This is a genomic window from Bradyrhizobium sp. USDA 372, assembly GCF_053629095.1.
In genome coordinates this window covers 7,426,285-7,448,915 of record NZ_JBRJHR010000001.1, presented here as the reverse complement: position 1 = coordinate 7,448,915, position 22,631 = coordinate 7,426,285, and the positions used below count along the sequence as shown (strand labels likewise).

The 22,631-nt window shown below is 58.2% G+C and carries 18 protein-coding genes; 4 read left to right on the top strand and 14 right to left on the bottom strand.

Annotation, left to right across the window (positions count from 1 at the left end):
- Positions 1–80: 80 nt before the first annotated feature.
- Complete coding sequence (locus AB7M16_RS34645) at positions 81–2,708, bottom strand: Ig-like domain-containing protein (RefSeq protein WP_260383191.1); 2,628 nt, start codon at positions 2,706–2,708, stop codon at positions 81–83.
- Positions 2,709–3,444: 736 nt separating this feature from the next.
- Between AB7M16_RS34645 and AB7M16_RS34640 the strand changes: the two genes are divergently transcribed.
- Complete coding sequence (locus tag AB7M16_RS34640) at positions 3,445–4,410, top strand: class I SAM-dependent methyltransferase (protein WP_453946707.1); 966 nt, start codon at positions 3,445–3,447, stop codon at positions 4,408–4,410.
- 22 nt (positions 4,411–4,432) lie between these two features.
- On the opposite strand, the gene AB7M16_RS34635 is transcribed toward AB7M16_RS34640, so the two are convergent.
- Together AB7M16_RS34635 and AB7M16_RS34630 are read right to left on the bottom strand one after the other, a co-directional pair.
- Complete coding sequence (locus tag AB7M16_RS34635; protein ID WP_172784607.1) at positions 4,433–5,269, bottom strand: right-handed parallel beta-helix repeat-containing protein; 837 nt, start codon at positions 5,267–5,269, stop codon at positions 4,433–4,435.
- Positions 5,270–5,290: 21 nt separating this feature from the next.
- Positions 5,291–6,376, bottom strand: coding sequence for a glycosyltransferase family 2 protein (locus AB7M16_RS34630; protein ID WP_453946706.1), 1,086 nt, complete (start codon positions 6,374–6,376; stop codon positions 5,291–5,293).
- 131 nt (positions 6,377–6,507) lie between these two features.
- Here AB7M16_RS34630 and AB7M16_RS34625 point away from each other — a divergent pair, with 131 nt between their 5' ends.
- Together AB7M16_RS34625 and AB7M16_RS34620 are read left to right on the top strand one after the other, a co-directional pair.
- Positions 6,508–7,299: an FkbM family methyltransferase gene (locus tag AB7M16_RS34625; RefSeq protein ID WP_260383188.1), complete on the top strand. Its 792-nt coding sequence runs from the start codon at positions 6,508–6,510 to the stop codon at positions 7,297–7,299.
- Positions 7,296–8,567 (top strand): hypothetical protein, encoded by a 1,272-nt coding sequence (locus AB7M16_RS34620; RefSeq protein ID WP_260383187.1) that lies wholly within the window; start codon positions 7,296–7,298, stop codon positions 8,565–8,567. The genes AB7M16_RS34625 and AB7M16_RS34620 overlap by 4 nt, the downstream gene beginning before the upstream one ends.
- 100 nt (positions 8,568–8,667) lie before the next feature.
- Here the strand turns inward: AB7M16_RS34620 and AB7M16_RS34615 are convergent, their stop codons facing one another.
- A complete protein-coding gene (locus tag AB7M16_RS34615; protein ID WP_453946705.1) occupies positions 8,668–9,645 on the bottom strand; it encodes a glycosyltransferase family 2 protein in 978 nt (325 codons plus the stop codon).
- 326 nt (positions 9,646–9,971) lie between these two features.
- Between AB7M16_RS34615 and AB7M16_RS34610 the strand changes: the two genes are divergently transcribed.
- On the top strand, positions 9,972–11,351 hold the full coding sequence (locus AB7M16_RS34610) for a glycosyltransferase family 4 protein (protein WP_453946704.1): 1,380 nt from the start codon (positions 9,972–9,974) through the stop codon (positions 11,349–11,351).
- Between the two features lie 67 nt (positions 11,352–11,418).
- Here the strand turns inward: AB7M16_RS34610 and AB7M16_RS34605 are convergent, their stop codons facing one another.
- The 10 genes from AB7M16_RS34605 to wecB form a co-directional block, all read right to left on the bottom strand.
- Positions 11,419–12,174: a class I SAM-dependent methyltransferase gene (locus tag AB7M16_RS34605; RefSeq protein ID WP_246708754.1), complete on the bottom strand. Its 756-nt coding sequence runs from the start codon at positions 12,172–12,174 to the stop codon at positions 11,419–11,421.
- Positions 12,171–13,661 (bottom strand): class I SAM-dependent methyltransferase, encoded by a 1,491-nt coding sequence (locus AB7M16_RS34600; RefSeq protein ID WP_453946703.1) that lies wholly within the window; start codon positions 13,659–13,661, stop codon positions 12,171–12,173. The genes AB7M16_RS34605 and AB7M16_RS34600 overlap by 4 nt, the downstream gene beginning before the upstream one ends.
- Positions 13,658–14,854, bottom strand: a complete 1,197-nt coding sequence (locus AB7M16_RS34595) for a DegT/DnrJ/EryC1/StrS family aminotransferase (RefSeq protein ID WP_453946702.1) — start codon at positions 14,852–14,854, stop codon at positions 13,658–13,660. The genes AB7M16_RS34600 and AB7M16_RS34595 overlap by 4 nt, the downstream gene beginning before the upstream one ends.
- Positions 14,794–15,819 carry an NAD-dependent epimerase/dehydratase family protein gene (locus AB7M16_RS34590; protein ID WP_172784599.1) on the bottom strand — a complete coding sequence of 342 codons (1,026 nt, stop codon included), beginning with the start codon at positions 15,817–15,819 and terminating at the stop codon, positions 14,794–14,796. Before AB7M16_RS34590 ends, AB7M16_RS34595 begins: the two co-directional genes overlap by 61 nt.
- The gene (locus AB7M16_RS34585) at positions 15,792–16,970 is read right to left on the bottom strand and encodes a DegT/DnrJ/EryC1/StrS family aminotransferase (protein ID WP_453946701.1); all 1,179 of its coding nucleotides are present in this window, start codon (positions 16,968–16,970) and stop codon (positions 15,792–15,794) included. The genes AB7M16_RS34590 and AB7M16_RS34585 overlap by 28 nt, the downstream gene beginning before the upstream one ends.
- 91 nt (positions 16,971–17,061) lie before the next feature.
- The gene (locus AB7M16_RS34580) at positions 17,062–17,580 is read right to left on the bottom strand and encodes an acyltransferase (protein ID WP_453946700.1); all 519 of its coding nucleotides are present in this window, start codon (positions 17,578–17,580) and stop codon (positions 17,062–17,064) included.
- A gap of 35 nt (positions 17,581–17,615) precedes the next feature.
- Positions 17,616–19,091, bottom strand: a complete 1,476-nt coding sequence (locus tag AB7M16_RS34575; protein WP_453946699.1) for an oligosaccharide flippase family protein — start codon at positions 19,089–19,091, stop codon at positions 17,616–17,618.
- A gap of 53 nt (positions 19,092–19,144) precedes the next feature.
- The gene (locus AB7M16_RS34570; protein WP_172784595.1) at positions 19,145–20,209 is read right to left on the bottom strand and encodes a Gfo/Idh/MocA family protein; all 1,065 of its coding nucleotides are present in this window, start codon (positions 20,207–20,209) and stop codon (positions 19,145–19,147) included.
- 39 nt (positions 20,210–20,248) lie between these two features.
- Positions 20,249–21,511 (bottom strand): UDP-N-acetyl-D-mannosamine dehydrogenase, encoded by a 1,263-nt coding sequence (gene wecC, locus AB7M16_RS34565; RefSeq protein WP_172784594.1) that lies wholly within the window; start codon positions 21,509–21,511, stop codon positions 20,249–20,251.
- Positions 21,504–22,628: a non-hydrolyzing UDP-N-acetylglucosamine 2-epimerase gene (gene wecB, locus AB7M16_RS34560; RefSeq protein WP_172784593.1), complete on the bottom strand. Its 1,125-nt coding sequence runs from the start codon at positions 22,626–22,628 to the stop codon at positions 21,504–21,506. The genes wecC and wecB overlap by 8 nt, the downstream gene beginning before the upstream one ends.
- Positions 22,629–22,631 lie beyond the last annotated feature (3 nt).

Here is a 22,631-nt window from a genome sequence, read left to right as displayed (position 1 = left end):
TGAACTACGCCATTGTTGGAAGATCTCCCAAGAGATCACCAAGGCAGTTGTTGAAGACTACTCTGTGTGGATGCCGTCCCTTACGCGAAGTGGAAGTCGTTGCTGGTCAACGCGCCGACCTTGGTGTTCTTCAGCGTAAGCGTATCGCTCCCCGTCGCGATCACGACATCGGTACCTGACTGGGTCGCGTGGGAGAGAACGCTGGCAAAACTGTCGAACACACTCTTGCTGAACTCGATCGTGTCGTGAGCAGGTCCGCGGGCAACGAAGCCCTTGATCACGTCGTTGCCGAAGTTCGCGCCAAACACGAAAGTGTCGGCCTGGCTGCTGCCAACGAAGGTGTCATCGCCGGACGTGCTCGTCAGAGTAGTGTTGCCCGGCGAAGCAATGAACGTACTGCCCGCAATGGGAGCGGTGCTATTGGTTGCAGTGGACGACGTAGCTACGCTGGAAGTACCGATCTGCCCGTCACTGTTCAGATCCTGATGGAAGCTGGTCTCCAGCGTCTTGAGGCCAGAGTCCGTACCCGAGACCGAGCCACCGTCCGTGGAGCCGGTCAGGGAGCTGACATGGGAGACGTAGTTGCCATCGTTGTCGGTGTTCCACGCCGTGTACTGACCGGTGCTCGTCTCCTTCCAGGCAACTTGATAACCCGTCGCCGTCTTCTCCGCACCAATGGGAGTCCAGGTGCCATCCGACCCGCTCACAAACTCCACACCGTTGTCCTTCAGCGTGGGGCCCGATCCGGTGCTGCCGTTGAGATAGTATTTGCCGCCACTCTCAACGAGACTTGTCACACCAGCCGATTCGATGACCTTGCCAGTCGTCGGCGTTGGCGATGTCGGGGTAGTTGCAGTAGAAGTACCGATCTGCCCATCACCGTTAAGATCCTGATGGAAGCTCGTCTCGAGCGACTTAAGGCCGGAGTCCGTACCCGACACCGAACCACCCGACGTGGAGCCGGTCAGGCTGTCGACATGGGACACGTAGTTGCCATTGTTGTCAGTATTCCACGCCGTGTACTGACCGGTGCTCGCCTCCTTCCAGACAACCTCATAGCCCGTCGCGGTCTTCTCAGCACCAATCGGTGCCCAGGTGCCATCCGACCCGTTCACAAACTCCACACCGTTATCCTTCAGCGTGGGGCCCGATCCGGTGCTGCCCTTGAGGTAATATTTGCCGCCGCTCTCAACGAGAGTTGTGGCGCCAGCTGACTCGACGACCGTGCCGGCAGTCGGCGACGAGGGTGACGTCGGCGAGGTCGGTGTGGCTGGCGCGGAGGTGCCGGTGATGCTGGCCGTGAAGGCGGTGGACGCCGCGCCGGTATTGCCTGCTGCGTCCGTTGCCGTCGCGGTAAGGCTATGCGAACCGGCCGCAAGGGCGCTGCTTGTATAGCTCCACCCGCCAGTGCTGCTTGCCGTCGCGGTCCCGATCTGGGTCGTGCCGTCGAACACCTTCACGACGCTGCTCGCTTCGGCACTGCCCGACATCACCACCTGATTGGCGGTGTTCACCGTATGGCTAGCAATGGTCGGTGCAGTCGGAGCCTTGGTATCGACGGTGATTGCCAACGCAGACGACGCCACGCTGGTCTGACCCGACGAACTGGTTGCCGTTGCGGTCAGCGTATGCTTGGCGTCGGTCAGGACCTTTGTGATGTAATCCCAGGCGCCGCTCGAGTCCGCAGTGGTCGAACCGATCTGGGTCGCACCGTCGTAGAACTTGACGGTGCTGCCGGCAGCAGCGGATCCCTTGAGCTCGATCGTATTGTCGTTGGTGATCTTGTCGCCGGCGGTGCCGCTGTCGGTCGAGAACGACGCGATGATGGGAGCATCCGGCACAGTTGGGGCCGTCGAGCCCGAGCCGCTGTTCGCCGATGTGTTGAGGGTCGCGATAAGGCTCCCGCTGTCATCCACATTGCCGGTGTAAACTGGGGTGTTGCCGGTGAATGCGGTCGGGCCCCAATAACCTCCGCCCATGTGATTGTTCGTGATCGAGACTCCCGTGACCGAACCGCCGTTGAACTGGGCCGAGCTGTAGATGTTGTAGCCACCACCATACAATAGATTGTTGTCGACAACGACGTTCGAGACAGGTCCGAAGTAATTGTCGATCATGATCGCTGCCGTTTGAGTGTGGTCGTTAATGACCGTGTTATGGCGGATCGTGATGTCGTAGTTTTTCCCGTCAATCGAGATACCGTCGTAGTGCGGGGATCCCGATGCGATCATGTCGTGGATGTAATTGTCCTGAATGAGGGTATTCCCTCCATCCACGCCGATCCCATTCTCAACGTTGTAGATGTTGTTGGCGATGAACGTTCCCTGACCCATGATTCCATAGTCGCCGTCGTTGCCCGAGCCGACGCCATTGATCTCATTGTGCTGGATCACCGCACCCGTTACCCCCGTCGCAACCCTCACGGCGTAGAACGCATCCGTCGTGACCTTGCAGTTCTCCAAGGTGACATTCGGAGCGTTGATGTAGACCGATCCATGGATGTCGAGGCCGCTGATCACGGCTCCCGCGGTATTGATGACGAGGTCCCCGTAGTAAGGAGTGAGGGTCACGCCCGCCGACACTCCAGTGTTCGTAGCATCAGGCCACGCAGTCGTCGTTGCCAAGATATTTTTCTCCTTCGCAGTTAAATCGAACGTGCAGCGCACGCAGGTGCGCCATCCCCAAAGGCGCGCCACGGCCGGTGTCATGCTCCATCGGCGGGGGCTTTTTTGGGACAAGATGGGGGCGCCACTTGGGTCATTTTTTGGGTGCAACGCGCGACCAAATTCAACGCGATTAAAAAAACCCGAAGTAACACCGCGATATAAGCCGCGACAGAGTGCGAGTGTTCGCGCGTTGCCGCAAGAGCACACTGCCGACTTATTCACCTTTATCTTCGCAGACGGCAACGAGCGCGCAGCTTCTCATCGCCTCTTGGCATTTTCGCAATTTAATTGCGGATATATATTTTTAACAACTTCACCAAAGGCTCGCTTCAAAAAGACCGCCAGACCACGATTGGGTGGGAATCGATTCTCTCCGTTCGACGGATCTCGCGCGAACTCGTCAGCAGAGTTCTGCCGGGGACAGCGGAACACAGGCGCTCTTCTGAGGTGTGGCAGTCGAAGGCTGTCGAGGAGCTATTTGGAGGGAGATCAATTCGGTTGCGTATCCGTAGCCCTTGAAGCGCGCGAGTCCTCATGCCCGGAAATCGATCGCCGCTGAGGCGAGGCTCGCCGCGTAGTCGCGACACGGTAACGAATGAGAATACAGCCATTCCCTCCCGGTGAAGACGCCGGTTTTCCACTGCCCTGGACGACCTCACATGCGAGCGATCTGGTCTGGACGGCGGAATGGCAATGGGCCACAATATTCTCGTGCATCGAAGCGGAGCCTTGCTAGGCCGAAGATTGTCCCATTTCTACAGATCGGAAGTGATGATCCATGCACTATTTCCGCGAGTCCGTTTACCGAGTACTCGATCTGATTTTGACGCCGGTCGTTCTACTTTTTGCTCCACTTGCAGTCCTCCTTGGTCGCCTCCGTGATCGAGCTCCCTTGTCGAGGTCAATCTGTGACAGATTTCAGTTCGCCATCGTGCGGCATCACTACTATGAGCCGATCGTTCTCGCGAAAGACCTGAAGCGCGACCTAGATCTTCCGCGAGAAATCGCTGGACTGGATCTAAACGAAGCGACACAGCTTGAGCTGGTCGAGCAATTTAAGTACCGCGACGAACTGCTCAAAATTCCAACCGTTCAAAAGGGACCCGACGAATTCGGATACCACAACGGCTCGTTCGAGCCTGGAGACGCCGAATTTCTCTATAACATGATACGTCACTTCAAACCCAAACGGATCGTCGAGGTCGGGAGTGGCAATTCGACCCTCATGGCCCGCCTCGCGATAGAGGCGAACGGGAGGGACAGCCCGGGCTATCGATGCGAGCAGATCTGTATTGAACCGTTTGAGCAACCTTGGCTCGAATCAGCGGGTGTCACGGTCCTGAGAAGAAAGGTCGAGTGCTGCCCAGACAGCCTTTTTGAGGCGCTGGGAGAGAACGACATTCTCTTCATCGACTCCTCACACATCATTCGCCCGCAGGGCGACGTCCTGCACGAATACCTGCACGTACTCGGCCTCCTCCGTCCCAACGTGATCGTGCATGTCCACGACGTCTTCACGCCGCACGATTACCCTGCTCAATGGCTCCTTCGCGATCGCTGGCTATGGAATGAGCAATATCTCCTGGAGGCCTTCCTGAGTTTCAACGCACATTTCGAGATCATTGGCGCAGTTAACTGGCTTGCACGCAATCACAAGGCTAGGCTGAACAACGCATGTCCGGTTCTGATGCGCGAACCGTGGCGGGAGCCAGGATCATTCTGGTTCCGGCGTGTGGATAAATAGGCGACCTGAGGCCGCAGATGATCTACCGAGGACCAATGGTGCGCCCGGTCGCGCTATCTACGTTTTCCCGCCACACCGGGAGGTTTTTCACAATCGAACTATAGCCCCACCTCCCTCTGCCCATGCGATTCTTGGTGAACGAAACCCCCTCGACCGATCCGCCATTGAACTGCGCCGAGCTGTAAACCGTGTATCCACCGCCCATCAGCAGGTTGCCGTCGACTTCGATGTTGGAGATCGGTCCGAAATAATTGTCGATCATGACCGCGGATGTCTGCGTGTGCCTGTTGATGACCGTGTTGTGCCTGACAACGATGTTGGCGTTGCCGCCATCGATCGAAATGCCGTCATAGTGCGGAGAGCCGGACGCAAGGAGATCATGAATGTAGTTGTCCTGAATGAGCGTATCAGACCCAGACACACCGATTCCGTTCTCCACATTGTAGATGTTGTTTGCGATGAACGTACCCTGACCTACTATGCCATAGGAGCCATCATTGCCGGAGCCACCGCCGTTGATCTCACAGTTCTTGATCACTGTGCCAGTGACACCGGGCTCGATTCTCACGATGTAGAAGGAGGCGGAAGTCACCTTGGAATCGATCAGCGTTACGTTCGGTGCCTTGATATAGACGCGGCCTTCAATATCGAGGCCCGAAATCGTGACGCCGGCCTGGTCCGCTACAACGTCGCCGGAACGCGTTAGCTTGACATGCGGACGCACCCCCGTATTCGTAGGGTTTGGCCATTCGGCCGTGGGTATCGGGTCGCGCTCCGCCGCGCGCGCAACAATGTCGTCTTCCCCGGCGCTCACGACTAAAAGCAACAAGAGCGATTGAATGAAGATCGACCGTCGCATCCGCAGGTGCCCTTGCGTCCGTTATTGTGCCATCCGCTCCTTCGGCCGGCCCATCTCGCCTCTCAATCCAGCGACGAGCCCTTCGATCGCTGCACGGCTGTTGCTTGGGGCTCCCTGCAGTAAGAACCTGAGTGCATAAAGGACGGAGACCGCAACTCTAAGAGGCAGCGACCATGGGAAATGTCGGCGTACAAAGCGAACGCAGTTGCGGTGCTGGAGGTAAACGGAGAGCACTGGTATGGCCGATGAACCTTTGGCGGATCCCGTCGTGGTGCCGCGCTTGTGAACGACGATCGAGTCGGCGGCATAACCGAGTCCCAAATGTCTTGCGCGCAGTCCCCAATCCATATCCTCGTAAAACAGGAAATAGCTCTCATCCATGAGACCAATCCGCTCGATGCACCAGCGGGTCACATACATCGATGCCCCCGAAGGGCTATCCATCGCGTCTTCGACGGCCGCGGTGTTGCAGGATGCATTGAGAAGGTCTCCCAGGCCGATGGCAACGTCTCTCGCGACCAGCTTCTGCCAGGAGAGCCCACCGCGGAATCTCACGTGATCCGCATCGAGGCTGTCGAGAATAGTGCTGCCCACCATTGCCTTTCGACCGGACTCCGCCCGTTTGTGTAGCGCGGCCAGCGCGGACTCGGTCGGCTGGGTATCTGGATTCAAGATCCAGATCGCCCGCCAAGTGGGAATTGCAGAGAGTGGGCGCAACCACGCATTTATCCCACCGGCATAGCCAAGATTGTCGGAGGCGCACGCAACCCAGACATTTGACGATCTCGCTCGCAGAACCAGGCGCTCCACGCCGGTAAATCGGCTGATGTTATCACCTATTCCGGTTCCGCGAGCTTCGCCCCGCAGGCAAGGGCCTCCCTCGCCGACCAGAGCTGAGACCAAGTGGTAATAGGCATCCTCGCCACCATTCTCGCAAATGAAGACGTCGAAGGCCGGCGAAGTGGTCGCACGGGACAATGCCAGTAGACATTCGACGATGTCATGCGGGTTGCGATAGCCAACGATAAGCACCGCGACCTCGGAAACGAGACTTTCCGCCAACCCATACGAGGCATCCATCTCGGTTGTTTTCAATCCGATCGCCATGGGAACTTCCACGTTGACATTTAAATTATTATATATATTCGATATCTTTAAATGCCACTTATTGCAATTGGATTTATTTTGTTTAATCTGACGCAGTGATTGCCGCGCAATGGGGCCGAGGTCCTATCCTGATGAATCTGAAGCCTTTTGCCCGTTTTGCATATGCAAACATCCCCGGCGTGGCGGCGGCGCGATTTGCCTTCAAGGACGCGGCGGCCTCATACCTCCCGAAACCCGAGTATAGGGGTGTCACGTGGACCGCCAGAGCAGATGGTCTGATTATCGATATCGGGGCGAACCGCGGACAAAGCATTCAGGCCTTCAAGAGGTTTAGACCACAATCGAGCATCGTCGCTTTCGAGCCGGAACCCCTCTCGGCCAAGCGGCTCAAGACTCGATTCTCCGAAGATCGGTCCATCTCGGTATTGCCTTACGCGCTGGGGGCCAGGCCGGGCACCATTACATTCTTCGTTCCATCATACGGTTGGTGGGCGTGCGATGGTATGGCGGCCACCTCCCGCGAGGCCGCGACCGAATGGCTGAGCGATTCCGGCCGCATGTACCGCTTCGATCAGTCCAAGTTGACCGTGGGCGAACACAGAATCGAATGTCGCACCCTCGATTCCTTTGCGATGGCACCCTCCCTGATCAAGGTGCACGCTCAGGGGGCCGAACTGGACATCCTGCGAGGATCAGTACACACGCTAGGCCGATACAAACCAGCACTGATGTGCGCATTTGCATCGGACGAGATTTCTCACTTCGTTTCCGACATCGGCTATCGGCCTTACGTCTTTCAGGATCGACGCTTCGTGAAGGGGCTGGCGCCGCGTTCAGTCACCTTCACGTGGTATTTGACTGACGATCACAGACGCCGCGCTCAGATCGAAACCGCATCGCCGGGCAAGGCGACCCTCTCATGAGCGTCACGGTTACAGGCGGCGAGTTCGGGCTGACGAGAACAGCCTCTCCGAGAGTTCCCGAGCGATGCAGTACGCTGCCGGCTTGGCTGCTGCTGATCGGACTCGTTCTGCCGGCGGCGCAAGTCCAGCTATACCTCGCCGATGCGAAATTGACGATTGGGCGGATCGGAATCCTGCTCCTCATAGTACCTGCGGTGGCAAGGCTAGTCAGGGCCGGTCGTCACATGCTCGCCTCGGACTATCTTGCATTCGGCGTGGCAACATGGATGTTCGCGGCAGCCTACTACACGAGCGGCCCGAGTGCGCTCTCGTCGACGGGCGCCGAGAGCCTCGAGTTTCTTGGGGGCTACCTTGTGGCGCGCGGCTTCTTCTTTGGCCCGGCGGCGATCTATAGCTTCATCCAACCATTCAGGATCGTGACTGCTTACGTCGTCCTGCTGGCGCTCTTCGATAACCTTTCGGGCCGGCTCATTGTTCAAGAAGCGTTTTCTGCCGCTTTCGGCGGCCAAGCGCCACTCTCGCCCGACTTCAGGCTGTACTGGGTAAGAGCTGCCTCGACGTTTGACCACCCAATTCTGCTGGGCACCTACTGCACCGTTGCTTGCGGCATCTTTCTGTTTTCGGAGCAACGCCCGTTGTCAAAACTGCTCTGGGCGGGACTTTGTGTTTTCGGCTGCCTCTTGTCGTTGTCCTCCGCGCCCCTTTTGTCGTGTCTCATTGTCCTGATGCTGTACCTCTATAATGCGGCACTGAAGGAATATTCCGGGCGTTGGTCCGCGCTCCAGATGTGTCTCGCTACCATCGTTGTCGTGATAATGGCCGTCGCCAATCACCCGCTTGGCTGGATCATCTCGCACCTGACCTTCGATCCAGTGTCGGGATACTTTCGAATGTTGATCTGGGACGCGGCCACCCAAAAGATCATGGAGTCTCCTCTCACCGGATACGCGTTCGACCGACTCAATCACGACATTCTCGATACCACCATCGATTCTGTGTGGCTGGTATTCGCGCTCCGGTTCGGACTTCCGATGATTTTCCTTCTTGCCCTGACAAATATGGCGAGCGTCCTGCCGGTAAAACGCCGCTTCAACGGCGTCATGGAGGATCCCAGCGCGCCAACTCTGCGCATCGCGTTCACCATCGCGGTGGTGATGCTCATGTTCACCGGGCTAACGGTTCATTACTGGAACTACCTCTGGATATTCTGGGGAGTTTGCATCGGCATCAGGGCGTCGCTGCGCGAGTTCTCGATGTACCAGGCTTGAACCCGGCAAACGCGCCAGAATGTTCTCGCGGCAGCACCGTGAGCAGTTTGCGATCGGCGTTGAATGCCGATCTTGACGCATCCCAGAAGCTCGGAGCCGATCACGGCGTCCTTAACCGCTCGATTGCCGGCCGCAGCAACTGCCATCCCCGCGATCCTAATCGCCGTTTGCAGGCGAGAAGCCACCAACGACGCGATCGCGTAACCTCCGGGTCCAGCTTCGACGCAAGCGCCGAGAGCCGTTCCGATAACCCAACGTCTCCCTCATTGAAGGCACGGCTCGCACAACTGATCGCGTCGAGCGCTAAATGGCGCATCAGCCAGAACCTGAGCTCATCGGCGTCGGGAAGCACTGCGGCACAGCGATCCAGAAACCGCTCAAACGCCAATTTGCGTTGATGGAAGTCTTGCTCGGCGGAATATCCGCCCGACATGTTAGTTGAATGTCGCCGATACACAGCCTGGATGGCATCGATATACCCGACGGGACCATGCGCTGCGAACCGGAGCCACATCTCCATATCACCGCTGTGCGTCAAATCGGGTAAGTATCCCCCCACTTTCTTCTGCAGGCTCGTTCGCACCACCACGCTCGGCGCCAACACTATATTCCTGGCGCCGCTAATTCTGATGAAATCGTGGCCAGACAGTATCCTTGTTCCGGGCCCAAGTTCCGCCGGCGGTGCCAGCATCTCCTCCCGCCCCTCTTGGAGTGCGATCGCCCCGCCAAACGTGAGGCCGACCGACGGATTGTCATCCATCAGCCTCACTGACCGCTCAATCGCGCCGGGCATTAAGTAATCGTCCGCGGAGAGCAAAATCATATAGTCGGCAGCGGCCCAGTCGATCCCCTCATTGAAGGTAGCAATATGGCCGCGATTAGTGGCATGCCTGCGAAACTCGACCCGAGGATCTGAACAGGCCAGTTCTTGCGCTATTTGAGCTGTACTATCCGTGGACGCATCATCAATGATCAGCAAGCGCAACTCGGGTCCGCACTGCTTCAATATGCTTTCAGCGCACTCCCTGAGGAAATGCCCATACTGATAACAAGGAATGATCGCATCGACGGAACTCATGAAGGTCTCCGGGGAAACGGCTTGGTTGGTCTCAGAGCCCTGCAAGAGAAACTCGGTTGCGCACGATGTTAGGTCGGCTGTTCATCAGGTCACGAACCGACATACGATCGCGCACACCCAAAGTGGCAGCCAAAATAAAAACACCCTCATTTAATTGGATATTTGTATTTAGGCAATATATTATTCTTTTTAATTGACGTACTGCCATTCCCCGACGGCACAAGACAACGGCATTCGAACCCATGGGCCTCAGTCAAAACGACATCTCTTTGCGCGGACGCGTGACACTTTGGGCCCAACGAAACTCCTGGCGGGTGCCGCGAGGCGTGAGACGTATCGCAAAAAAGCTTTTGATCAGCACCCAGCTGGCTTCCGCAAGTGACGGTATTGTTGACGACTGGTCCAGACCCCTCGTGCCACACGATACGAGCGTCGCACCGGATCCACCGGTTGCGCCCGCCTCGATTCCGACCGGCGGCGTGTGGAAGCGGGACGACTTGCTTGTACCGCCAGGGAGTGTGCACTGCCTGATCGTCACTCCCGTGCTCGACGCCGGCGGGCTTGATGAATTTGTCGCTTTTCTTGCAAGACGCCTCCCTCACTTCGGATTTCGCGTGACGGTTATGTGCGCACATCAATCGGCGGCGCCTGCCGGAGAACTGTTCACAACTTTGCAGAGAGAGGGAACCGAAGCGGTTGCCGCCTCGCCAAACGACGCCTGTCTATGGTTCGAGACGAACCGCCCTGACGTCATCAGCGCGCACGATCCGCCCGGTTGGCTCTTGCGGGCAGCCAGCGCTGCCCGCATTCCGGTCGTGGAAACGCTCCATGGCATTCCAACGCCCATAAGCACGAATTGGAGGGAAGAACGCCGGAGATCGAAGTTCATTGTCCGCTTTGTTGCGGTAAGCGAGCTCGTGAGGCGCCAGTACCTTTCAGGCAATCCGTCCTATCCCGATTCCGCGGTCATCACCATCCCGAACGCGTTCAACCAGACACACCGCCCGGCGGTGAACCGCTCGAAAGCCCGAGCTTGGCTAGGCCTTAACGACGAGTTTCTCTTTCTCTCGCTCGGTCGTCATACGGTTCAGAAGAATGCCTACGGCCTGGTCCGGGCCTTTGCCGAGGTCGCCGAGAATGATCGCAAGGCACATCTGCTGATCGCCGGCCGCCTGGATGATGCAGTGTACACGCGTCAAGTGCGCACTCTTCGCGACACGATGCCTTGCAAGGACCGCATTCACCTCCGGCAGTCGTTTCCGACTCCTTCGATCCTGCTAGCCGCCGCCGACTGCTTTGTTCTAAACTCATTTTTCGAGGGATGGTCTCTGGCCTCTATGGAAGCCTTGAGCGCGGGGCTGCCCGCAATCGTGAGTGATGTCGGAGGCGCGCGTGAGCAAATCGGTATGGACGGCAGCCGCGGATTCGTTGTGGCGAACCCCGTCGGCGATCCCGAAAGGGCGAATTGGCATCGCTCCTGTCTTATGCGATTTCGGCCACAGAAGAATAAGGAAGAACTCGTCTCTGCCATGAAGTCAGTGCTCGCACGTCGAGATCATTGGTCCGCAGTACGGGAACAACTATCCGCGGATTCACAAAGCATCTTCGATCCCGTCATATGTTCCAGACGCCACGCGGAAGTCCTTCTTTCGGCGATTTCACGATCTGCGACCGAAAGTCAGTTCGCCGATTATGGTCGCCCATAGCCGATGGTCCCGAGCGTACTGCGCACCTTCGGGAAGCAAGGCAGTCCACCTCTTACCTATCGTGTTTCTAGCTGATCAGCCGGCTCTTCTTCCAATCTATTCTTGGCTGTGCGACAGGCCCACCAGTCAGCTCACCCGCCATGATGTATTGCTTTGCCAAGTGGTGGGTCAGGAGTCCGAGGGTCAATCGGTCCAACATCATGGACTTTGGACCTTCAAGGCCCGTGATCAGACCATCCTTGACCACCAGATTTGAGTCGTTGAAAAGCTTAACGGCGGTGTCTTCGACAAAGAACCTCAGATGGGTGCGGTCAAGAATTCCAGAATCCGTGTAGGCAAATCGACGTTGGAAAAGCAGCGGAACGGTCACGCTCAGATGCGCGATATTCGGAACAGAAACAATCACGCGACCACCGTCCATGAGGAGCTTTCTGGTGATCGCCTGAAGCGTGCGAGTTGGGTCCGGGACATGCTCAAGCACATCAAGCAACAGAATTAGGTCAAACTTGCTGCCTACTCGGGATATCAACTCGTCGATGTCTCCGATGATCGCGACATCGGCATGCTCTCGCAGGTCGGCCTCGAGCGCTTGATTGAGTTCGACCCCGAACGTCGTGGCATCAGGGTAGATCGACTTAAGCCACAGAAGCGTGAAGCCTGCGCCAGGTCCCACTTCGAGTATGCGGGAGGCGCGGCTGGGCAGCAACGACCGTATCTCGCGGCGAGAGCGGCTATAGTAGTCCTTCGCAGCCGAGACTTGCGCAGGACCCCTGTGTCCCTGCATGTCACCCATTTCGATTCTTTTGGCGGTCTCCAAACTCATTGAGCGACGCTCCTTCTGGAAACCTCCATTCTTTCCATCTCGTGCCCGCCACGAAAGAAAGGCTTCCACGCTTCGTGTCTCTTGGCGGTTACAATCAGGTCTGTCGCAAGTATAGGCGACAGGAGCTGCAACATCGGACCAGTTCTTTTTGGACCGCATCTTTCGATCTTTTCGATCACCAGACCGGCCTCCGCGCACCACCTTTGAATTCTACCGATTGTCGTATCGTGAATCCCTACAGCCTCGAACGTCCCCCACGGCCGAAGGACTTTGCCGGATTTCGCGCATTCCCAGGCGTAACGAAGGCTGGGGCGATTGGGCGCGCAGATGATCACTTTCCCGTCCGGAGCCAAGAGACCGGAAAATAGCCTGAGCAGATAGGCCGGATCACGGACGAATTGCAGAACATCAACGTAGAGCAACCGGTCGAAATGTTCCGCTGCGATTTTCGCGGGTGCCGTCGTGACGTCGCCCAACACGACCTCAGCCCCGAACTGGGCCAAGCCACTGCCCACCACGGGGTCGAGGGGGACAGCTACCACACGGTGTCCTCGTTCCAGGAGTCGACGCTCGTTTGCAGCCGAGCATGATCCGATCGATAATACCACCGCGCCTTCCGGAACACCGGACAACACTTCGTCCCTGGCCGGCTCGTAATAATCCTTTGAATACATGCCATGCCAAAGCCGGGTCTCGGCGCTGAATAGCGGGACCGCATTGCTGCCCTCACGCGCAATCTGCATCAGGACCGAGAGTTGAGCGTCCAATTGCTGGCGATCGACTCCGAGCCGGTTAATATATTTGTTCGGCAAATGGTGGGCCGAGAAATCATCGATGTTGGAAATCGGTATCAGCTTCTTGAAACCACACTGGGTGTATGGATCAGTTGCAGCGGTGCAAGGCAGGTCGTACTTGCCTTCGTGCGGTCCGACCAGGAATCCGCCGGACGCGATCGCTCTCGCAAGCTGCTGCTGAGTGAGTATATAGCTAGCGGCATGCTCGTTGGTAAATTGGGCGAGGCAGTAATCCCCCCTGATCTTTACCGACGTGCAATCCCAATGAAAGGAGCCATGGGCCTGAGGATAATTCAGTTCGCCGCTTGAAGCTTTCTCGACGAGCATCAACCCGGCAACCTCGTCTTCATGCAGCACTGAAGTCACGTCAAGGAACGCTCTGATGTTCTTTTCAGTTATCAAGATGTCGTCTTCGGAATATATGAAGATGTCGTATTGATCAACTCGCGCTACAAATTGCTCCTTGTGCGCGAAGGGGAGCGACCACGGATTCTTGTTGGGGAGGCCAACGATGCATTCGACGTCTGCAGCGGGCCTTTTATCAATGTTTGATATGATGACGATGTCCACATCGAACGACATGGACCGGTACTCCTGGATCACCCGATCCAGGTAGGCGTTGTTTGCAGTCCCATAGCTCGCGATCACGACCAGAAGTCGCAATGACTTTCGCTCGGCGATCCCCGAATTCATCGCTCCAACTCTGCCCGCAACGCAGCACTCACCTTCGAGGTATCTTCCGCGCTCATCTGAGCGTAGATGGGCAGCAAAATGGCCCGATCCTGGGCGAGCTCGGATTGGCGCAGATCCTGATCCTGCGTGACATCGTAATATGGCGCCTCACGGTGGGCGCACATGATGCCTCGCCGGGTCGCGATGCCGTCATCGAGGAGGTGTTGCATAACGATGCGCTGGTCGAGCCGATCTGGAAGACGCACGCAATAGCTCTGCCAGTTGGATCTGGCCCACGTCGGCTCGGTTGGCAACCGCAGTCCTTCCAGATTGCCGAGCTGTTCGGCATATTTGGCGGCAACGGCCCGCCGGCGTGCTACCAGCTCCGGAAGCCGCTGGAGCTGTTTGCGGCCAATTGCGGCCTGCATATCCGTCATTCGGTAGTTGTAACCCAGAACGACGTACTCCTCGAAGATCACGGACGACGAATTGTGCCGCACCGTGTCCGGAACGCTCATGCCGTGCTGGCGCATCAGCCTGAACTTGCGGTCAAGCTCGGCATTCGCGGTGGTGAGCATCCCCCCCTCACCCGTGGTGATCACTTTTCGCGGGTGAAAGGAGAAACAAGCAATGTCTCCATGCGGCTTTCCGATCGGCTCCCATTCCCCGTTCATCCGGATCTGCGATCCGGCGGCGCAGGCCGCGTCTTCGATCACGGCGATGCCGTGGCGGCGCGCTATCGGCAGAAGCGCGGCCATGTCACAGGGCATGCCCATTTGATGAACTGCAATGATCGCTCGCGTGTGCTCGGTGATGGCTTCGACCAGCCGAGTGCAATCCAAATTGTACGTTTCGGGATCAATATCGACGAAAACCGGGGTGGCGCCCTGGTGTCGGATGACGTTTGCGGTCGCGATGAAGGAGTGGCTTACCGTGATCACCTCGTCGCCGGCGCCGATGTCCAATGCCGCCAAGGCGAGTTGCAGGGCCGTCGTGCAGTTCGCGACGGCACAGGCGTGCGGAGCGCCGACAAGCGCAGCGAACTCGCGCTCGAACGCGGCCACCTGCGGACCTTGCGACACCCAGCCCGACAGCACGGCCGCGCGCGCAGCGTCAGCCTCTTCCTCCGCAAGTAGCGGCGCAGCGATCGGAATCACGATGCCGCCGCCTGCCGATGATGATCCGAAGCGAGCTCGCGCTCGGATCGCCACCATTTCACGAGATCGGAGAGCCCCTGCTCCAGCGAAACCGTGGTGCGGAAGCCCAGCAAGCGCTCTGCCTTGCCCGTCGAGGCCAGACGTCGCGGTACTGGATTGACCGAGCGCTCCGGCGCGAATTCGGGCGTGAGGCCGCGGTGTCCCATCACCGACGCGAGCACCGTAGCCAGCTCGGTCAGGCTTGTTTCAGTGCCGCTCCCGACGTTAAAGACCTCATCGGTAATCTTTGCCCTGGCGGCAAGGATGTTGGCACGCGCGACGTCGCGGACGTGAACGAAATCCATGGTCTGACGGCCGTCGCCAAAGATAACGGGAGGCAATCCAGCTTCCAGCCGCTCCATCCAGCGGATCAAGACCTCGGTGTACCGTCCGTGGATGTCCATCCGGCTGCCATAGACGTTGAAATACCGGAATGCCACATAGTCGAGGCCGCATGCATCGTTGAAAGCCCGCAGTAGCCCTTCGTTAAACGCCTTGGCGGCCCCATAGAGAGTTCGGTTATTGTAGGCATTCTGCCGCTCTGTCGTCGGAAACTCCTCGGCCATGCCATATACCGATGCCGAAGAGGCCGCGATGATCTTCTCAATATCGTGCTTGATGCACAGTTCCAGCAGGTCGTAGGTGGCATCCACCATGACCTCCTTGGCCAGACGCGGTTCGGCCGCACAATGAGTAATGCGGAGCGCGGCCTGGTGGAAGACGATATCGGCCGCCTTGACCAACGCTTCCATCAGCTTGCGATCGCGAATGTCGCCATGAACCAGTCTCACCGGCCCACGCCCGAGCGCGCGCCGGAGATTTTCCGGCCGGCCTCTGATCATGTTGTCGAGGGCAACAATCTCGATGCAGCCCTCGTCGCAGAGCAGATCAACGATGTGGGAGCCGATGAATCCGGCCCCGCCGGTGACCAGAACGCGTTTACCCTTGAGATCAATCAAGACGCTCTCCTGTTGTGGGACCATGTCATGAAGCTTTGTGGATGCTCCGACCGGGTGCTGATGGCTACGCTAGGCTGCAGCGCCGCCGCACTCCTCAATATTCCGACAACCTCGGCCGCCTGTTCCGGCAGCAACTCGGGATAGATGGGAAGAGAAAGGAAGTCGTTCGCAAGCATCTCAGTGACGGGGAGATCACCGGCGCGATAGCCGAGTTCTGCATACGCCCTCTGCAGATGCACCGGGACGGGATAGTGAATCCCGGCGCCAATTCCGGCATCACGCAATAGCTTCAGCGCGTCGTCGCGGCGCTCCAATCTGACCGCATAGACGTGATACACGTGGCGGGCGTACTGGGGCGGCTGGGGACGCGCGAATGGAAGACCAGAAAGCAGTGCATTGTATCGCTCAGCCAGCGACCGACGTGCATCGGTCCAATGCTCAATATAGTCCAGCTTGACATTCAGTACCGCGCTCTGGATTTCGTCCATGCGATAGTTGTATCCGGCAATGACGTGGTCGTACTTCGCCTCCTGCCCCCAATCCCGCAACAGGGACACGCGGCGTGCGAATTCAGGCCGGTCGGTGACGACCGCCCCACCCTCGCCAAACGCTCCAAGGTTCTTGCCGGGATAAAAGCTGAAGCATCCCAGATCGCCGATCGAGCCTGCGCGACGTCCGCGATACTCCGCGCCGTGCGCCTGCGCGGCGTCCTCGATGACGACCAGGCCGTGACGACGCGCGATCTCCATGATGGGATCCATGTCGGCCATCAACCCGTGGAGATGAACCGGCAAGATAGCCTTGGTTCGCGGCGTTATCGCAGCTTCGACCAAGCCGGGATCCATTGTCCACGTCACAGGGTCGACGTCGACGAACACCGGCCTGGCGCCGCTGTAGAGAATGGCCGCGGTAGTCGCGACGAAGGTCATCGAGACCGTGATGACTTCGTCACCGGGCCTTACGCCCGCCGCCAGCAAGGCAAGGTGAAGCGCCGAAGTTCCGCTGTTCACCGCGCGGCAATGGGCAGTCCGGCAATATTCCGCAAAGCGTCCTTCGAAGGCCGTCACCTCAGGCCCGAGCACAAAGTGCCCGCTCCCGATGACCCTCGCCACAGCCGCGTCGATTTCGGGCTTGATCTGGCTATATTGGGCTTTCAGATCCAGGAAGGGTATCAAGATTCAAGACCTTGGATTGGATTGAAATTATATCCGCATTTAAATATAATCATCATATTAAATCAAGCATTAAATTCGAACGGGATGAATATTAACGACGCTCTTTCCGCTGCGCCTCGAATGAGCCGAGGCCACCCAGGACCGTCTCAGCTGCGGACAGAACACGAGCGGGCACCCCCGCGACGATGGCGCCGTCCGGAACGTCTTTCGTCACGACTGCACCCGCACCTATGCAGGCTCCCTTTCCGATCGTCACACCGCACAGGATGGTGGCGTTCGAACCGATGGACGCCCCCTTGCCGACGTGAGTGCGCTGAAGCGTCCAGTCCGACGCCTGCTGAAGACGACCGTCCGCGGTCGTTGCCTTCGGGTATTTGTCGTTTGTGAACATCACGCCATGACCGATGAACACTTCGTCCTCGATCGTGACGCCCTCGCAGACGAAGCTGTGCGACGATATCTTGCAATGCGCACCGATTTCCGCCCCCGCCTGGATCTCGACGAAAGTTCCGATCCTGCTTTCGTCACCAACGGTGCAACCATACAGATTGACCAGGTCCGGATGCAGGATGCGGACATCGCGACCAAGCTGGGTATCCTTTATTGGCATGTCAGTTTCCCTGTCTCTACAGTCCGGCAAAACCCTTACAGTACTGAGCGTGACGGGCGCAGCCTGGGCGCCATCTCGACGAGACCCGCGGCCGCTTGACGAAGGTGCTGCAGCAGAGGGTGCCTTGTGACGATCAGTCCCCACCCCCAGCAGAAGGCGGCGACCACAAACGCTGACAGAAGGCCGACGAAGAAATTGAGAATTCCTGTCTCGATCAACACCGCACAGGCGGCTACGCCCGAGGCGGTCGCCATCGTGACGACACCGCTCTTCAGAACGGCACGGCCAAACTCGCGCGGCCGCAGCGCAAGATGCCGACTGAGATAGTATATCGCTACTGCCGCTTGGAACGGCAAGGTTAGCAACGCGCACGCCGCGACTGCCTCCACGCCAAAGAAGGACGCGCCCAGGAGCGCAAGGAGCGACGGTGGCAGCGAGATGAAGGACGAGACAAGCGCGTCACGCACGCCACCAACCGCCAGGAACACAGGATAAGTCAGGCACGCAGCGAACAATGCCAGATTTGCGAGGCAGAGAATGCGCACTAACGGCACGACCTCCAGCCAAGCCTGACCAAGCCAGATCAAAACGATCGGTTTTGCCATAATCGCTACGAATGTGAGGAACGGCCACTGCACTGCAGAAAGCAGCTGGACCGCGTCCAGATATACGCCCTTTAGATCTGCCCCGGTTGCACGCCTCGTCACGATCGCCGGCATGATGACCGGGTTCAGCACCTGCGTGACGAGCCTGTCAAATACCTGGGTCAGGTTGATGGCCCGGCTATAGAGACCTACAGCCGTAAAATCGAGAATCTTCGCGAGAAAGAGCTGGGGGGCGAGATTGTAGAAGATATTGATGACGCTGACGCCGCTGGAATAGAGACCGAATCTGAGGACGTCGCGGTATTCCGATAGCGAAGGGCGCAACACGCCGAAATCCTGATAGGAGCCCAGCAGCGTAGCCGTGAGAACGATGCTCCCCGCCACACCACCCCAGATCGGAGCCATATAGCTGAAGTTCAATACCGCCAGTCCGATCGAAACCAGCGCAACCGTCATGTTGCTTGCAAGATTGCAGATCGCCAGCGTCCCAAACTGCATGTCACGGCGAAACAAGGCGATCAAAGTTCCGGAGACCGGCAGAAGGAGAAGGTTAAGCGTAGAAACCTGGATACCTCGCCTCAGGCTGTCCTGCCCAAAGAGTTGCGATACGACGTCGGCCGAGGCTAACAGGATCAGGGCAACTGCCAGCGAGACCCCCAAGATCACAGTGAACGCCGTGCGAATGGTTCCGCGCGACAACTCATGCTTCTGAATCAGGTAGTTCGCCCCTCCAAATTCCTGAAATGCGGCTGCGACAATAGCGGTAAGCGCGTTGACCACCGCAAAGACCCCGAACTCGCTCGGCGTCAGCAGACGCGAGAGCACCGCGGTCGAGACAACGAACAGCACAAGGGCGGCATAGCGGTCCACCCCAGAAAATAAAACCGAACGATGCACTGAATTCATCGAGACTCCGTCGCGGGGGCTCGGCTGGCCAACAGCCACGGCCAAGGCGCCAATCAAGCCGTGGCCCGGGTCTCCTCCGGTAGTATACGCGGCAACTGCCTGATCGGGATTGGCCTGCCCTGTTTGGCGATCGATCGAGAAGCTGCTTCGAGCACCTCGATCACCCGCAGCCCCGACATGCCACTGGAAATCGGCTTCGTCCCCGTGCGGACGCAGTCGACAAAATGCTCGACCTCCGTTTGCAGCGCCTCCTTGGGCGAGATATGCGGAGCCCACATGTCACCAGCGCGATATCCGATCCGGAACTGATGTGCACTCTCGGGAGGCCTATCGAGTGTAATTCCCTTGTCGTAGACCTTAACCTTCTCGGTCGGCTCGAGATCGTCGTAGACGATCATCTTCTTGCTGCCTCCAATGAACGTCTGCCGCACCTTGACAGGCGAGAGCCAGTTGACGCTGACGTGAGCCACGCATGCGTTGGCAAAGAACAAAGTGATATGGGCCATGTTCTCCGGCGAACCGACAACATGGCACGAGCCCGTCGCCGAGACCGCAACCGGCTCTTGATCGAGGATATGATGGATGATCGAGATGTCGTGTACCGCCAGATCCCAGATCACGTTTACATCTCTTTGAAACAGTCCGAGGCTCGAGCGTATGCTATCGTAGTAGTAGATGTCCCCGAGCTCTCTCTTCAGCAGGAGCTCACGAATCTTCTGGACCGCCGGAGTATAGAGAAAGGTATGATCGACCATCAGCGTCAATCCGCGTCGGTCCGCCTCGTCGATTAAGCGGGACACCAGCTCCGCGCTCGGCGCAAGTGGTTTCTCGACCAACACGTGCTTGCCAGCTCTCAACGCCGCCATTGCCAGCTCGTAATGCGTGTGCACCGGCGTAGCGATGGCGATTGCGTCGATCAAGGAGTCCTTCAGCAGATCGTCATATCGAGCGGTGGTCGCTACCCCTGGGTACAGCTGCCTGATGGCGGCCAGCCTACCTGGATCAAGGTCGCTGACGCCGACGACGCGGGCGGCGGGATTGATCGAGAAATTGCGAACGAGATTGGGGCCCCAATAGCCGTAGCCGACGACCCCGATTCCCAGCTGACTATCTCGCATACTGACCTCGATCCATTCGGGAAACTTCGATTTTGTTGGTTAGGTGCGCGCGGGCATATCCTGCCATATGCCTCGCGTATCGATGACGTCGAGGTGCCGGCGCTCGGCCAATGGCACCATTTTGAATTCATCGTGATCAACGAGCAGGACCGCAATTTCGCAGCTGCGCAGGGCTTCGTCGATGGTCACGAATGCGACGCGATAATCGGCCAACTGAGACGGCAGACGGCGCAGATTCGGTTCGACAACCTTGATCCGTTCGCCATATTTGGCCGCGAGATGCATAGCAATCTCCAAAGCCGGGCTTTCACGCACGTCGTCGACATTCGCCTTGAACGTCAATCCGCAACAGGCAACGTTCGCGTAGGGATGATCGTCGATCAGCGCCTCTGCGTGCTCGATGATCTTCCGTGTCTTGGCGTTGTTCACATCGCGGCTTGTCCGCATCACACGCGCGAGGTCGGGCGCAGAGTCAATGATGAACCAGGGATCGACCGCAATGCAGTGCCCGCCCACACCAGGGCCCGGCCGCAGTACGTTTACGCGAGGATGACGGTTGGCGATATCAATCACCTCCCAGACGTTGATGTCGAACCGGTCGCAAATCAACGAGAGTTCGTTGGCAAATGCTATGTTGGTGTCGCGGAAGGCGTTTTCAGTCAGCTTGACCAACTCGGCCGCGCGCGCCGTGGTGCCGACGCAAGCGCCGCGAACGAACATCTTGTAGAAACGTTGAGCACGCCGCGTGCAGGTTGGCGTGATCCCGCCAATGCACCTGTCATTGTTGATGAGCTCGGTCAGGATCCTTCCCGGCAACACGCGTTCTGGACAGTATGCGACGTAGATCGCCCCGTCGTCCCTGCCGTTGACGCCTATGTGCAGCTCTGGCCTGCGTTCAACGATCCGCTTTGCGATGGCTTCGGTTGTCCCGATCGGCGACGTCGATTCAAGAATGACAAGATTACCTGGCGCGAGAAGATCTATGATGTTTTCGACTGCGGCGTTGACGCTCGCCAAGTCTGGACGGTGCTCGTGGTCGATCGGGGTCGGCACCGCGATGATGAACACGTCGGCCGGCTGCGGCTTTCTGGACGTCGTGAGCGCACCGCTTGACACGACCTTGGAGACGAGACCGTCCAGATCGGGCTCAGCGATGTGAATTTTGCCAGACGCAACGGTGTCGACGATGCGTTCGTTTGTATCGATCCCAACCACCTGCAGTCCACGGCTCGCGATCAAAGCCGCGGTCGGCAGCCCGATATAACCAAGCCCAACGACATTTATCTTCTGGAATTCAGGCATCGAGAAGCACCTTCACGATCCGCTCGCTCGCGTGTCCGTCACCAAACGGATTGTGCGAACGCGCCATGGCAGCATAGGTCTCGTCATCGTCAAGGAGGCGAAATGTCTCTGCAACGATCCTGTCGTAATTGGCGCCGACCAGGCGCGCCGTTCCCGCTTCCACGCCCTCGGGACGCTCGGTTGTTTCGCGCATCACCAGGACCGGCTTCCCGAAGGTGGGGGCCTCCTCCTGGACGCCGCCTGAATCTGTCAGAACCAGATATGACATCGAGAGCAGGCTCACGAAATCCGTGTATTCCTGAGGAGAAATGAGGACAACCCGCGGGTGATCCGACAACCGAGACGCAAACAGGTCTCGGACATTCGGATTCGGGTGCACGGGCAGCACCACGGCGACGTCCTCCCGCTGCAGGATGGTCTCCAACGCGTTCACGATGTTGGTCACGCCGCCACCGAAATTTTCCCTGCGGTGGCAGGTCACCAGGATGATGCGCCGATTGCCGTGACGCTGCTTGATGCCGTCCCAGCGGCACGCCAGTCCCGGATCGGATTCGACCATCGCTTTCGCGAGGATGAGAGCGTCCACCACCGTGTTTCCGGTGACGTGAATGCGATCGTCGGCGACGTTCTCAGAACGCAACGCTCGGGCGGCGCGCTCTGTCGGGGCAAAATGTTGATCGGCGATCGAGCCGACGATCTTGCGGTTCACCTCCTCCGGCCATGGAGCGAAGATGTCGCCGCTGCGCAGTCCGGCCTCGATATGCGAGACCGGTATACGGTGATAGTAGGATGCCAGTGCACCCGTCATAGCAGTCGCGGTGTCGCCCTGGACAATGACCCTGGTGGGCTTCACTTTTTCGAGGAGCTCGCCGACTTGTCCGAGCAGCCGGGCGGTCAGATGATCCAGCGTCTGATTTGTCGTCATGACGTTGAGATCAAAATCCGGAACCACATTGGCCAACTTGAGGACTTGATCAAGCAGCTGCCGATGCTGTGCGGTCGCACATATCGTTACGGAGATGTCCTTACGCTTCTCGGCCTTGAGCCGGTTGATGACCGGAAAGAGCTTGATTGCTTCCGGACGGGTTCCCAGAAGGATGAAAAAATGCTTGCGCACGCT

Bases quoted from the DNA above. Each gene is read 5' to 3' on its own strand.
- AB7M16_RS34615 (WP_453946705.1), bottom strand. From the start codon at position 9,645: ATGAGTTCCGTCGATGCGATCATTCCTTGTTATCAGTATGGGCATTTC.
- AB7M16_RS34635 (WP_172784607.1), bottom strand. From the start codon at position 5,269: ATGCGACGGTCGATCTTCATTCAATCGCTCTTGTTGCTTTTAGTCGTG.
- wecC (WP_172784594.1), bottom strand. From the start codon at position 21,511: ATGCCTGAATTCCAGAAGATAAATGTCGTTGGGCTTGGTTATATCGGG.
- AB7M16_RS34605 (WP_246708754.1), bottom strand. From the start codon at position 12,174: ATGAGTTTGGAGACCGCCAAAAGAATCGAAATGGGTGACATGCAGGGA.
- AB7M16_RS34625 (WP_260383188.1), top strand. From the start codon at position 6,508: ATGAATCTGAAGCCTTTTGCCCGTTTTGCATATGCAAACATCCCCGGC.
- AB7M16_RS34600 (WP_453946703.1), bottom strand. From the start codon at position 13,661: ATGAATTCGGGGATCGCCGAGCGAAAGTCATTGCGACTTCTGGTCGTG.
- AB7M16_RS34575 (WP_453946699.1), bottom strand. From the start codon at position 19,091: ATGAATTCAGTGCATCGTTCGGTTTTATTTTCTGGGGTGGACCGCTAT.
- AB7M16_RS34590 (WP_172784599.1), bottom strand. From the start codon at position 15,819: ATGGTCCCACAACAGGAGAGCGTCTTGATTGATCTCAAGGGTAAACGC.
- AB7M16_RS34580 (WP_453946700.1), bottom strand. From the start codon at position 17,580: ATGCCAATAAAGGATACCCAGCTTGGTCGCGATGTCCGCATCCTGCAT.
- AB7M16_RS34630 (WP_453946706.1), bottom strand. From the start codon at position 6,376: ATGGCGATCGGATTGAAAACAACCGAGATGGATGCCTCGTATGGGTTG.
- AB7M16_RS34645 (WP_260383191.1), bottom strand. From the start codon at position 2,708: ATGACACCGGCCGTGGCGCGCCTTTGGGGATGGCGCACCTGCGTGCGC.
- AB7M16_RS34570 (WP_172784595.1), bottom strand. From the start codon at position 20,209: ATGCGAGATAGTCAGCTGGGAATCGGGGTCGTCGGCTACGGCTATTGG.
- AB7M16_RS34595 (WP_453946702.1), bottom strand. From the start codon at position 14,854: ATGGTGGCGATCCGAGCGCGAGCTCGCTTCGGATCATCATCGGCAGGC.
- AB7M16_RS34620 (WP_260383187.1), top strand. From the start codon at position 7,296: ATGAGCGTCACGGTTACAGGCGGCGAGTTCGGGCTGACGAGAACAGCC.
- AB7M16_RS34640 (WP_453946707.1), top strand. From the start codon at position 3,445: ATGCACTATTTCCGCGAGTCCGTTTACCGAGTACTCGATCTGATTTTG.